Here is an 11,222-nt window from a genome sequence, read left to right on the forward strand (position 1 = left end):
GTCGCGCCCCACCCCAATCCCTCTCGGTTTGTGATTGTCCGAGAAGAGAAACGGGCCGGTCCCCCGCCGCGAAGGAGGGGACCGGCCCGGAGCGTGGCCCGCAAAGCCGAAAGGCCGGCCCCCACCTCGCGGTGAGCACCGGCCTCCGGACTGAGCGTCACGCCAACTTCAGCGTGAAACTTAGTTGATGAGCGCAGCCTGCGCGTGAGCGAACAGGTTCTGCACGTTCTGCTGCGCGGGCTGGGAGGCCAGCGCGCCGACCTTGTCCGCGCCGTCCTTCACCGTCGTCGCGATGTCCGCGATGGACTTCACGGTCGGGGCGAACTTGGTCAGCTGGGACAGACCGGCCAGGGGGCCCTTGGAGAGCAGGGACGCGCCGGAGTCGATGAACTTGTCGACGAACGGCTTCGCCAGCTTGCCCAGGCCGAACGGGAGCTTGTCCAGGAGGCCGCCCGCCAGACCCTTCAGGCCGCCCGTGATGGCGCCCATCGGGTTCTGCACGAAGCTGAGGGCCTTGCCCGCGATGTTCGCGACGCCGCCGGCAACCTTGCTAACCGTCTTCGCAACGCTGCTGACAATCTTGCCGATGCCGCCCATGGTAATACCCCCTGCTTAAGTCTGGTTTGGAGAGTGTGCGCCGAAGTGAAGCTACAAAAGGATTCTCGGAGGGAGGAGGAAAAGGTTTCCTCCTGAATTTCCGATCGAATTTCACGGGGGATGCGGGCTGCCGATTTCAGCCCCGCGGTCCGCCGCCACCCTTCTTCATCTGCTCCAGCAGCTCCTGGCGCTTCGCCTCGTCCTGGGGGGCCTTGGCGGTGTCGCCCGTGGGGTTCAGGCTCGGCTTGCCGGCCGCGTCCCCCTTGGAGGCCTCGAACTCCGACTTCGCGAAGGGGTTGCCCTGGCCGGGCAGCTCACCCTTGGCGCCGGCGACCAGGAACTCGCCGACCTCTTCCACCGTGTGCACGGGGAAGCCGTTCGCCTTGAGCTCCTCGTCGGACACGACGTTGAGCATGGGCTCCTTGTCCTTGTCCTGGGCGTACTCGAGCACCAGCTCGACGTAGTCCTCCAGCTTCATGCCCACCGCGTCCGCGATGCGCTTCGTCTCGGGATCCTTGAGCAGCTCCGCGCGGACGACTTCCACGGGACGGGACAGACCGCGCTTCTTGCCAGGGCTTTGCTGGGTCATGTGATTTCGCTCCAAAAAGGAGGGGAGATGAGGACGGAACGACTCTAGCCCATCTTTCCAGTACTACCCATTCCCCGGCCCTGGACGTCCCCCCCCCCTGTGACAAGCCCTTCGTGCCGGGGCTCCCACGTGCCTGGCCGCTGCTCCAGCCGAGGGCCGTGACTACCTTGGGCCCAATCGAACAGGCCCCTTCCCGATGAAAAGAGGCTGCGGATGGCGACGTCGAAGCGTGGGTTGGTGGAGCAGGTGAAGCGCGCGGTGGCCCGGGTGGGCACGCGAGGGGCGCGGGCGCTGGTGGAGACGGCGCTTGGGACGGCCTCGGCGACGGTCCGGACGGTGGACACCCTCCAGGCGAAGCTGGGCAGGAAGGTCTCTCCCTCGCGCCGCAAGGCCACGACGGTCCGGAAGGTGGAGGCGGCGCAGCCCACCCCCTCCACGCGCAAGGCGGCTCCCGCGCGAAAGGCGGCTCCCGCGCGCAAGGCGGCGGTCCGCAAGACGGGAAGCAAGGTCGTGGCGGCGCCCGCCGCGGCGAAGCGCCGCACCGCGAAGAAGGGCCCGGCGGTGAAGACGTCCGCGCCCCGGGCGAAGCGGGCCGCCGTGAAGACGGCCGCGAAGCCTTCGCGCCGCAAGTAGCCGCGAAGGCGTTGGAGGCGCCCCGGAGCCCGGTTCAGCGGACCGCGTTGCGGGGCGCGCTCTTGCGCGGGCTCGGCGGGACCTTGCGCTTGGGCACGGTGCGGGTGACGGAGCCGGGACGCCGGGCGACGGCGGCCGCGCGCTCCTGCTCCTCGGCGGCCTTCAGCGCCGCGGTGCGCTCGGCGAGCTGTTCCGCCTGCTGCGCCCAGCGCCGCTTGAGGACGTCGCGCAGGCCGTCGGTCTGCAGGTCCACCTGCGCCTGGTGGAGCCGGTAGTGCAGGTCCTCGCGCAGCGTGCCGCGCCCCAGGGCCGCGCTCGCCGTGCCCGACACGCCCACCACCACCTTGGGTCGCTCCTCCTGCATCTGCAGGCAGCGCAGGATGAGCCCCTGGGCGTCCAGCGGCAGCTTCGCCACGTCCGCGATGAACAGCACGCCGTTGGGCTGCCGCAGCGCCCCCGCCAGCTCCGCCGCCTGGCGCACCTCCGTGAGGGGGACGCCGAAGTGGAGCGCGGCTTCCTCCGCCCAGGCCCTGCGCTCGTCCTCCGTACCTCCGTGGATGAGCAGCGATGCACGGTTGGAGACGAGGTCTTCTTCTCGATAGCCTCGAAGAGCCACGGATGCCCTACCCTTCTGGGAAAACGGGTCCTCGCAAAGTCTAACGCCCTCACGGGTCGCCTGTTCAATCCCTTACTTGGGAGAAATGAGCACGGACCTGTTTCGCGAGGAGCGGAAACCTGGACATCCGTTCATCGGACAAGGGGACCGCGCGGCCTTCCCTCCGGCATCCCCGTACGGTGTACGGCCCCGACTCAGGCGGTGGGCACCACCATCACCGGGCGGCGGCAGCGGACCACCAGCTCGTGCGCCACCGCGCCCTCCAGCGCGTCCGGCACGATTTCGTGACGCTCGGACGTGCCCACGCACACCAGGTCCACGCCCTCGCGCTCCGTGGCCTGGCAGATGGCGAGCGCGACGTCCTCTCCGCTGACACCCTCCACGCTCCAGTGCACCGACAGGGCGACGGCGTCCCGGGGCACCTGGTCCCAGAGCCGGGCGAGCACCGCGTCCCTCTCGCTCGCAGGCTCCGGGAGCACCCCGTGGAAGTCGCGCGGGCCCCGCTCGCGGCCCCGCAGGCGGTGCACGTGCAGCAGGTGCACGCGGCCGCCTGGGCCCACCAGCGTGCACGCCTGCGCGATGGCCTGCCCGGAGGCGGGGGTGAAGTCCACCGGCACCAGCGCGCTCCTGGGCGGAGGCAGCCGGCGCGGCTCGCGCAGCATGGGCGGCACGCACGCCACTGAACGCTCCGCGTGGCGCAGCACGCCCTCCGACACGGAGCCGTGCCACAGCCGCTGCACCCCGCCGCGCAGGTGCATGCCCACCACCGTCAGGTCCACGCCCTGCGCGTGGGCCACGTGCAGCAGGTGGTCCGCCGGGCGGCCGTAGCCGGGCTCCAGCACCACCTCCACGCGGCCCTCGCCCTCCAGGTCGCCCAGGCGCTCGCGCACCTCGCGGTGCAACACCCGCTCCACCAGGGGGTCCAGCGACTCGATGTCGCGCTGCTGGGGCCCCAGCAATTCCACGTGCACCGGCGTGTGGATGCCCAGCCGCTGGCGCTCCTCCGCGGGCGAACACACGTAGGTGGCCAGCACGTCGCAGCCGCCCATGCGCCGAAGTTCACGCAGGAAGGTGAGCGCCGCGTCGGACGTGGAGGAGCGGGGATTCACCCCCACCAGCACGGTCAGCCGGCGACGGCCCCGGGCCCAGTCCAGCAGCGCCGTGTCCTTTCGCACCACCAGCACCGGGGCGCAGCCGTGACGGGCCAGGCGTTCGGGCAGGGACGTCTTGCGCCAGGCGGACGTGCGCCAGCCCTCCGCGGCCACCACCACCAGCCGGGCGCTGCGGCACTCCTCGCCCCCCAGCAGCGTCTCCACGGAGGCGCCCCGCTGCATCCGGGGTTGCACGGTACCCGCCAGGGCCCGGAGGCGGGCGGACTCCGCCGCGAGGCAGGCCTCCACGTCGGACGGGGCGCCCGGGGCCTCCGCGTCAGGGACCTCGTCGTCCACGCCCAAGAGGAGCAGGGGCTCGCCCAGTCGCCCGGCGAGCGTCGCCGCCACGGTCGCCGCGTGGGCGGCTTCGGCGGACAGGTTCGTTGCGCAGATGATGGCCATGGCGGACCCCCTGGAGGAAGCGATGCCCGCTGGGCTTCCCTGCCGGAAGATGCGCACGCCTTCTGCCCGGTGGCGGCCCGGCCCTCATGCCGGCCTGCCTGCCCTTCAGGAACCGGGGCCGGGTGGCTTGCGCGTCCCTACTTGCGCAGCAGTTCCTGGTGCCCGTCGTGGTTGGTGTGGTCCTGGTCCTCGCCCACGCCACCGCGCCCGTTCTCCCGGCCGAAGGTGGCCAGGAACACGCCCTGCGAGTTGCTCGCGTACTGGTATGCCCGCCCCCAGGGATCCAACGGCACCGCGGGCAGGTACTGGGGCACGAGCATCGCGTCCAGCTTGCCCTCCTCCGGCAACCGGCCCTGGTGCTCACCCCGGTAGCGCTCCAGCGCGTCCAGGATGACGGCGAAGTCGGCGTGGATGCGGTGGGCCTGTTCGTTGTCGCGGCGGTGGAAGGCGGTGAGCACCACCGCCAGGATGAGTCCCACGGCGAACACCACCGCCACCCAGGGCAGCGGAGAACGGCGGGACTTCTCGGAGGCGTCGGGGGCGTGGGACGAGGCAGCGGCCATGGCGCGCCCACCCTACCGCTCCCGGCCGCGCCGGTCATGAATCGACTTCGACGAAGGGACGCGGCGTCAGAGGGCCCGGTACAGCGGCACCGGCTGCTGCTTGCCCTTCAGGCGCACCGGGGGCAGGTCCTCGAAGGCCGTCTCGTTCGCGTTCACCAGCTCGCGCGTGCGCTCGCCCACCAGGATTTCCCCGGGCCCGGCCAGCGCGCACAGCCGCGCGGCCACGTTCACCGCGTCGCCGATGCAGGTGTACTCGGCCCTCAGCGCGCTGCCGATGTTCCCGGACACCACCACGCCCGAGTTGAGCCCCACGCCCAGCTCCAGCACCAGGGGCCGGCCCTCGCGGCCGTGGGCCACCCATTCGGACTCCGCCACCGCGCGCAGCTCCACGAAGGCCTCCATCATCATCTTCGCGCACTGCAGGCCCCGGAGCGCGTCGTCCGAGCGCCCCACCGGCGCGCCGAACACCGCCATCAGCCCGTCGCCCAGGAACTTGTCCAGCGTGCCGCCGCAGGTGAGCACCGCGTCCGACAGCCGGCCCAGCACCTGGTTGAGCACCGCCACCACCTGCTCGGGCGGAAGGCTCTCCGCCAGGCCCGTGAAGTTGCGGATGTCCGCGAACAGCACCGTCACCTCGCGCTTCTCACCGGCGAGCACCGCCGCGTCCGCGCTCTTGAGGATCTCTTCCACCACCGCGTCGGACGTGTAGCGCGCGAACAGCTTGCGCATGCGCTCCGTCTCGCCCGTGCGGCGCACCACGCTCTCGATGCGCGCCGCCAGCTCGTCCATGGACGCGGACTTGTTCACGTAGTCGTCCGCGCCCGCGCGCAGGCCCCGCACGCGCTCCGCCTCCCGGTCGTTCGCGGTGAGCACGATGATGGGGATGGCGCTGCGAGGGCCTTCCTTCAGCCGCCGGCACAGCTCCACGCCGTCCAGCCCCGGCATCTCCAGGTCGCTCAGCACGATGGCCGGTTGCAGCCTGCTCATGCCCTCCAGCGCCTCGTAGGGATCCTGGAAGCAGAGGACTTCATAGCCCAGGGCCACCAGCCCCTCCTGCACGAACGCGCACGCGAGCGGGCTGTCGTCCACCACCACCACGCGGCGGCGGCCCTCCATCGCGGGCCGGGGCAGGTCCTGCCGTCCGGCGATGCGGTTCTGGAGGCCCAGCGCTTCGTAGATCTGCTTGTACGTGCAGTGGCCCTGCTCGACGAGGATCTCCCCCAGCCGACGGCCGTCGCGGCGCTGCCGCGTCAGCGATTCGCCCAGCTGCGCGAGCGTCACGTACTTGAGCCCCACCAGCAGCTCACCCAGCGGCGGCTGAGCGGGTCCCTTCTCCTGGTTCAATCCCAACGCCTCCCCCAACGCGTCTTGAATCTGCTCGCGCGACACGTAGCCCAGGGAGATGAGGGCCTCGCCCACGCGCTGGCCGGTGAGGGCCTGCAACGCGAGCGCTTCCTGCACCTGCCCCGGCGAAACCACGCCCAGCTTGAGCAACAGGTCACCGAAGAGGGGGTTTGAAGCACTCATGCGGCAACCTCCACCCCCAGACCACCACGCCCCGGGGCGAGACACGGACGGCTCGGCGCACGCCCTGTCCCACAGTGTAGCCCAACCCCGTCCTCCAGCGAGCCTCCCCCCTGCCGGGCCCATGCCCCCCGCGCTTCATGGGACCGAATCATGACGGGTCCGTCTGACTTCCGACGGCCCACCCCGCCTTCCGGGTGGATTGAGACTCCAGACCCATTGCCCCGGTGACGCGCGGCGCTCACTTCCTGAAGAAACGGGAGCCCTGGCGCACCCCGCCTTCACGCACGGTGGAGGCTTGCGTCAGTGTTGGAAGACCCGGCTGAAGGCCAGGACGATCTCCAGGATGATCAACGCGACGATCATCACCTCCAGGATGTGGGAGCGGTCGATGTCCACCTCGCCCTTGAGCAGGCCATACGTCTGGGCCAGGAGCTGCTGCTTGCGCGTGACGGAGCCCTGCCACGCGGGGATGCGCATGCGGCGCACGGCGCCCTCGTAGACCTTGGCCAGGTAGAAGTCGCCGATGATCTTCAGGCTGTTCTCCACCCGCTCCACGAACTCGTTGAGGTCCACCAGCGTGCCCAGCGTCTCGCGCGCGAGGTCGCGGTAGGGGCTGCGGAACAGCGTCAACCAGCCCCGCTTGCGCGCCTGCACCTCGTCGTGGATGCGGGCGATGTGTTTGTCCAAGCGCTCGTCGTAGTAGCGGAACTCCAGGAGCTGCGCGTTGGCGATCTCCAACAGGTCCGGGATGTCGCGCGAACCGGACGGCTCGTAGACGAACGCGCTGTTCCAGTCCACGACGACCAGGTCGTTGACGGTGTAGCTGAAGCGCACCTGGGTGACGGCCTCGCGTTCGCGTGGGGCCAGGTCCAGGGTGCCCACTTCGCCCAGCAGCAACCGGGCGATGTCCGCGCGCTGGAACAGCTCCTCCGCGGTCGGGGTGCCCTGGATGCGCTCGGCGAGGATGACGGTGTAGCTCTCGCTCTGGTCCCACAGGTGCGGCCCCTGCACGGCCGAGGCGATGGTGCGCCGCACGCCCTCCACCAGCTCCCGCGCCAGGTCCTCCAGCGCCTGGCTGTCATAGAGTTCGTCGGCGACGTCGGTGAGCTTCTCCCAGGTGGTGCCGGGCGTCACCGGCACGCGCAGGATGATGGACGCGGCGCCGTGGTCGAACAGGCGCGCGGTGGCGTCCACCGTGACGGGACCGCCGCGCATGGCCAGCGCCTTGCGGCCCAGCTCATAGGCCACGGGGGGATTGGGAAGCTGGATGTACTGGCTGTTCTCACGCGACAGCTTCAGGCGGCGCGAGTCCTCCGACAGCGCCTTGCGCGCGCGCTCCAGGTCGATCTCCTCCGCGATGTCGAACGTGCGGTAGCAGAGGATGTGGGCCTGTTCGAAGAGCAGCGGGAGTTCCGTGGACACGGACATGGTGCACCCAAGCCTACTCCTCGACGTCCTCCCACAGGACGCGAAGTTCCAGTGCGAGCGCCTCGAAGGGCTCCGCCCGGACGACCTCTTCCTCCTCATGGGTTGCCAGCAGGAGGTAGTGCGGCCCCTCCAGGCGGAAGACCTCCAGGGTTCGCGCGAGCGGGTCCACCAACCAGACGTGTTTCACGCCCTCCCGCGCATAGGCCGGCAGCTTCCGGACCCGATCCAGGCGGGCCGTGGAGGGCGACAACACTTCACACAGCCAGTCCGGCGCCATCTTGATGCCCACGACATTGGGCAGCTTCGGCAGGCGCTCCCTGCGCCACCCCACGACGTCCGGCACCAGGACATCCCCACCCAGGTGCAGCTCTGGTTTGAAGATGAAGCGCCATCCGCCCGGTCCACCCCTGCCACGAGCGAAGGACAGGTACAGTTCGCCTGCGAGGTGGAGTGACACGGTGCCGTGCGACGCCGCAGGTCTGGGCGTCGCGTACAGCTCCCCGGCGACAATCTCTCCCACCACATGGGGTGAAAGCGCTTCGAGGTCGGCGTAGGTCGCGGGCTTTCGGGTCATCTCGGAAGCAGCCAATCCATCAGGTAGGGCCATGCGCGGACACTCCCATGGCCCTCTGACACGCGTCCCACCGGAGGCCCCCTGGCGCCAGGCGTCCGGATGTTTCACGGGCGGCTCAAGTCAGTCCCCACCGCCCTCCGGCAGGGTGATGCCAATGCCACCGGGCCCCCGCGCGTCATCTGGCAGATTGCCAATATGACCGGGCGTGGGAACAGGGCGGTCTCCGGCCTGACGCTTGTTCTTCTGTTCATCCTCCGGAAGCTGCGGTTCCTTCCGGGGGCTTTCGTGCTCGCCCATGGGAGACTCCTTCGCGTGGTGAGAGGGTTTGACCTCTCTCAAGCTAGGGAGCCCGCGCCGTGTCCGGCACCCCGCCGCCCCCTGTCCGCGGGGCATGCAGGGGGCCAGGAGCCCTATGCCGGGCCCCGGGGCCGTGAGGGCGGCGCCAGGGTCGTGCGCACGTCCCACAGCTCCGGGAAGAAGCGCAGGTCCAGTGCCTTGCGCAGGAAGCCCACGCCGGACGAACCGCCCGTGCCCTGCTTGAACCCGATGATGCGCATCACCGTCATCATGTGCCGGTAGCGCCAGAGCTGGAACCGCTCCTCGGTGTCCACCAGCTTCTCGCACATCTCATACGCATCCCAGTGCTTCTCCGTGTCCTGGTAGATGCGCCGGAACACCTCCATCACCTGGGGGCTCTTCTCATACGGCTGACGCCAGTCGCGCTCCACGTGGCTGGCCGGGATGTCATGGCCCTTGCGCGCCAGGTGACGCAGGAATTCGTCGTAGATGCCCGGCGACTCCAACAGCCGCTCCAGCTCCGCGTGAACGTGCGGCACGTGCTGGAAGGGCCCCAGGGTGCTGGCGTCCTTGTTGCCCAGCAGGAACTCCAGCGCCCGGTACTGCGCGCTCTGGAAGCCCGACGCGTGACCCAGCGTGTCGCGGAACTCCAGGTACTCGTTGGGCGTCAGCGTCTCCAGCACGCTCCACTGCTCGAAGAGCATCCGCTGGATGTGCGCGACGCGCGCGAAGATCTTGAAGGACGGCTCCAGCCGGTCCGCCTGGATGTAGCGGATGCAGGCGGACAGCTCATGGATGAGCAACTTCATCCACAGCTCGCTCGTCTGGTGCTGGACAATGAACAACAACTCGTCGTGGTGGGGAGGCTGGGAGCGGGGCACCTGTGCGGACAACAACCGGTCCAGCTGCAGATAGTCACCGTAGGTCGTCCGGCCCGCGAGGTCCGTGACGATTCCAGGCTCCAGGTCGCGTTTGTTCATGGCCCGGGCATTCATGCGCACCAACCCCCTCGCGGCGCAAGCACATCCTCCGCGCGGATAAACCTCCCACGCTCCCGTTCGGGAGTGTGGTTCACCTACCTCTGCCCGGGCCGGGGCAACGTACTGCTTAAGCGTTCTTCTGAGCGGCTTCTGCCAGCGCCTTGGAGGCGGCGCGGCCACGGGGCAGCTTGATGTCCTCCACGCTGTTCGGGTTCGCGTAGTCGCTCCAAGCCTCCGGGCGACGGTTGGTCTTCTCCAGCATCCGCAGCTTCTGGTAGTGCGCCGCGCAGTAGCCCTTGGTGCGGCTGGGCTTGCCGCAGCCCTTGATGGCGCACTCACGCGCGCCGCCGTCCGCCGCCGGCTTGCGGCCGCGACGCTTGCCACCCACCGAGGCCGCCGCCACGGGCGCGCTCACCGCCGAGCGGGCCGGACGACCCACGGGGCGACGCCCCACCTTGCTGGCCGCGGGCGCCTGCGCGCCGAAGAGCGGGCCCACCACCTGCGCCAGGGGCGCCAGACGCTCGGCGACGCTGCGAAGCGCATCCAGGTCCGCCGTGCCCGCCTCCAGACGAGACACCACGTCGCGCAGGGGCTTGAGCTGGACTTCAATCTCGTTGCGAATCATCTCGCGGAACGCCTTGTCAACTGACATTTCGAACAATCCTCGGTTTAGGGGGGAGCATTGCCTTGAGCGTGAACCGGCACGCCGGACTATCAATACCTCCCAGAAAGGCAATTGTCGAAGGAAGCGATAAAAAGTTGTGACGGGAGTGCGTATCACCGGCGTCCGCGGGCCGGAAAACGGGCCCGGCCGGCGCTTTCACGCGGGTCCTTAGGCATCCCAATGCAGGGCTTCCAACAACGCACCCTGCCCCGGGGCGGGGGTGCGTTGCGAGCGCTCCAGCAGTTCCTCACACGTGAGGGCGAGGTCGTGTTCCAGGGTCTCCAGTTCCTCGGAGTCCAGGGCGGTGGTCAGTCTGGGCAGCAACAAATGCTCCGTGGCCTGCACATGCGCGACCAGCAAGTCCTGCAGGGTGAACAATCGCGCCTGCCAGTCCTCGCCGCGTGGCGTCAGCTCCTGCAATTCCTCCATCAGCTCGCGCAGGGTGAGGTGGTCCTCGGCCTCCTCGCGGGCCCGGACGCGGCCCTCCACGCGCGCCACCAGCGGGTAGACGTGGCGTTCCTCCAGGCGGGAATGCAGGCGCAGCAGGCGGGAGAGGTCCTCCTGCCGCGACAGCAGCTCCTCCGTGTCCGGCTCCATGTCCAGCCGGTCCAGCAAGGCTTCCAGCGCCCGGTGTTGCTCCACGAGGATGTCGAAGGACCCCGCCATGGCCCAAGCATCAGCACGCCCCTGGAGGCAGACAACCGCACCGGTCCCTCGCGGACCCACGGCCGTGAAAGCCAGCCTGCTGGCAGCCAATTCCCAGTTGCGGGGGCGCTGACATTTCCCGGGGAAACGCCGATGACAGCGGCTTGAGCCCCTGCCCGGCCGGTTGCCCCGGCGCTGCGCGAGGGCGGGGGAGGCTCCATCTTGGCTCCACCGTGGAAAACCCACTCACCCGTGTCCGTCAGGCCGTCTTCCAATTCGCGGAAGCCGGCGCCGCGCTCTCCGCGCGCTATCACCGCGCCCGTCTGATGGGTGCCGAACACCTGCCCCGCTCAGGCCCCCTGCTGCTCGTGGGCAACCATGGTGTCTGGGGATACGAAACCCCGGCCTTCTTTCACCTGCTACATGCCGCTACAGGACGCTATCCCCTGGGGCTCGCGGAGCGGGGTTTCTTCAAGATTCCCCTCGTGCGCACGGTGCTGCCGTGGCTGGGCGGGGTGGAGGGCACGCCGGAGAACGCGCTGCGCTCGCTGGGGGC

General features: G+C 69.6%; 14 protein-coding genes. 2 read left to right on the forward strand and 12 right to left on the reverse strand.

What is annotated here, in order from left to right:
* Positions 1-180: 180 nt before the first annotated feature.
* Positions 181-597, reverse strand: coding sequence for a hypothetical protein (locus tag D7Y13_RS30490; protein ID WP_120537795.1), 417 nt, complete (start codon positions 595-597; stop codon positions 181-183).
* Positions 598-733: 136 nt separating this feature from the next.
* Positions 734-1,186, reverse strand: a complete 453-nt coding sequence (locus tag D7Y13_RS30495; RefSeq protein WP_120537796.1) for a hypothetical protein — start codon at positions 1,184-1,186, stop codon at positions 734-736.
* Positions 1,187-1,399: 213 nt separating this feature from the next.
* Between D7Y13_RS30495 and D7Y13_RS30500 the strand changes: the two genes are divergently transcribed.
* Positions 1,400-1,819 carry a hypothetical protein gene (locus tag D7Y13_RS30500; RefSeq protein WP_199732793.1) on the forward strand — a complete coding sequence of 140 codons (420 nt, stop codon included), beginning with the start codon at positions 1,400-1,402 and terminating at the stop codon, positions 1,817-1,819.
* Between the two features lie 34 nt (positions 1,820-1,853).
* Here D7Y13_RS30500 and D7Y13_RS30505 read toward each other — a convergent pair whose 3' ends face one another.
* The 10 genes from D7Y13_RS30505 to D7Y13_RS30545 form a co-directional block, all read right to left on the reverse strand.
* On the reverse strand, positions 1,854-2,435 hold the full coding sequence (locus D7Y13_RS30505) for a sigma 54-interacting transcriptional regulator (protein WP_120537797.1): 582 nt from the start codon (positions 2,433-2,435) through the stop codon (positions 1,854-1,856).
* 194 nt (positions 2,436-2,629) lie between these two features.
* Entirely contained in the window at positions 2,630-3,988 is a 1,359-nt protein-coding gene (locus tag D7Y13_RS30510) for a universal stress protein (RefSeq protein ID WP_120583976.1), read from the reverse strand.
* A 137-nt stretch (positions 3,989-4,125) separates the two neighbouring features.
* Positions 4,126-4,551, reverse strand: a complete 426-nt coding sequence (locus D7Y13_RS30515; protein ID WP_120537799.1) for a type II secretion system protein GspG — start codon at positions 4,549-4,551, stop codon at positions 4,126-4,128.
* 66 nt (positions 4,552-4,617) lie between these two features.
* A complete protein-coding gene (locus tag D7Y13_RS30520; RefSeq protein ID WP_120537800.1) occupies positions 4,618-6,078 on the reverse strand; it encodes an adenylate/guanylate cyclase domain-containing protein in 1,461 nt (486 codons plus the stop codon).
* Between the two features lie 300 nt (positions 6,079-6,378).
* Positions 6,379-7,506 carry a hypothetical protein gene (locus D7Y13_RS30525; protein ID WP_120583977.1) on the reverse strand — a complete coding sequence of 376 codons (1,128 nt, stop codon included), beginning with the start codon at positions 7,504-7,506 and terminating at the stop codon, positions 6,379-6,381.
* A gap of 13 nt (positions 7,507-7,519) precedes the next feature.
* Positions 7,520-8,080, reverse strand: a complete 561-nt coding sequence (locus D7Y13_RS30530; protein WP_120583978.1) for a Uma2 family endonuclease — start codon at positions 8,078-8,080, stop codon at positions 7,520-7,522.
* Between the two features lie 120 nt (positions 8,081-8,200).
* Positions 8,201-8,377, reverse strand: coding sequence for a hypothetical protein (locus D7Y13_RS45940; RefSeq protein WP_158620380.1), 177 nt, complete (start codon positions 8,375-8,377; stop codon positions 8,201-8,203).
* Positions 8,378-8,490: 113 nt separating this feature from the next.
* Positions 8,491-9,357, reverse strand: a complete 867-nt coding sequence (gene kynA / locus D7Y13_RS30535; protein ID WP_120583979.1) for a tryptophan 2,3-dioxygenase — start codon at positions 9,355-9,357, stop codon at positions 8,491-8,493.
* Positions 9,358-9,484: 127 nt separating this feature from the next.
* Positions 9,485-10,009 (reverse strand): cell wall protein, encoded by a 525-nt coding sequence (locus D7Y13_RS30540; protein ID WP_120534285.1) that lies wholly within the window; start codon positions 10,007-10,009, stop codon positions 9,485-9,487.
* 180 nt (positions 10,010-10,189) lie between these two features.
* Positions 10,190-10,687, reverse strand: a complete 498-nt coding sequence (locus D7Y13_RS30545) for a hemerythrin domain-containing protein (protein WP_120534284.1) — start codon at positions 10,685-10,687, stop codon at positions 10,190-10,192.
* A gap of 212 nt (positions 10,688-10,899) precedes the next feature.
* Between D7Y13_RS30545 and D7Y13_RS30550 the strand changes: the two genes are divergently transcribed.
* Positions 10,900-11,222, forward strand: a 323-nt coding sequence (locus D7Y13_RS30550; protein ID WP_500683184.1) for a lysophospholipid acyltransferase family protein, incomplete at its 3' end; no start/stop codon positions are given.

Source organism: Corallococcus praedator (genome assembly GCF_003612125.1).
GTDB lineage: Bacteria > Myxococcota > Myxococcia > Myxococcales > Myxococcaceae > Corallococcus > Corallococcus praedator.

Coding starts and splice junctions, on each gene's coding strand:
- D7Y13_RS30515 (WP_120537799.1), bottom strand. CDS start 4,551: ATGGCCGCTGCCTCGTCCCACGCCCCCGACGCCTCCGAGAAGTCCCGC.
- D7Y13_RS45940 (WP_158620380.1), bottom strand. CDS start 8,377: ATGGGCGAGCACGAAAGCCCCCGGAAGGAACCGCAGCTTCCGGAGGAT.
- D7Y13_RS30495 (WP_120537796.1), bottom strand. CDS start 1,186: ATGACCCAGCAAAGCCCTGGCAAGAAGCGCGGTCTGTCCCGTCCCGTG.
- D7Y13_RS30530 (WP_120583978.1), bottom strand. CDS start 8,080: ATGACCCGAAAGCCCGCGACCTACGCCGACCTCGAAGCGCTTTCACCC.
- D7Y13_RS30545 (WP_120534284.1), bottom strand. CDS start 10,687: ATGGCGGGGTCCTTCGACATCCTCGTGGAGCAACACCGGGCGCTGGAA.
- kynA (WP_120583979.1), bottom strand. CDS start 9,357: ATGAACAAACGCGACCTGGAGCCTGGAATCGTCACGGACCTCGCGGGC.
- D7Y13_RS30525 (WP_120583977.1), bottom strand. CDS start 7,506: ATGTCCGTGTCCACGGAACTCCCGCTGCTCTTCGAACAGGCCCACATC.
- D7Y13_RS30500 (WP_199732793.1), top strand. CDS start 1,400: ATGGCGACGTCGAAGCGTGGGTTGGTGGAGCAGGTGAAGCGCGCGGTG.
- D7Y13_RS30510 (WP_120583976.1), bottom strand. CDS start 3,988: ATGGCCATCATCTGCGCAACGAACCTGTCCGCCGAAGCCGCCCACGCG.
- D7Y13_RS30540 (WP_120534285.1), bottom strand. CDS start 10,009: ATGTCAGTTGACAAGGCGTTCCGCGAGATGATTCGCAACGAGATTGAA.
- D7Y13_RS30520 (WP_120537800.1), bottom strand. CDS start 6,078: ATGAGTGCTTCAAACCCCCTCTTCGGTGACCTGTTGCTCAAGCTGGGC.
- D7Y13_RS30490 (WP_120537795.1), bottom strand. CDS start 597: ATGGGCGGCATCGGCAAGATTGTCAGCAGCGTTGCGAAGACGGTTAGC.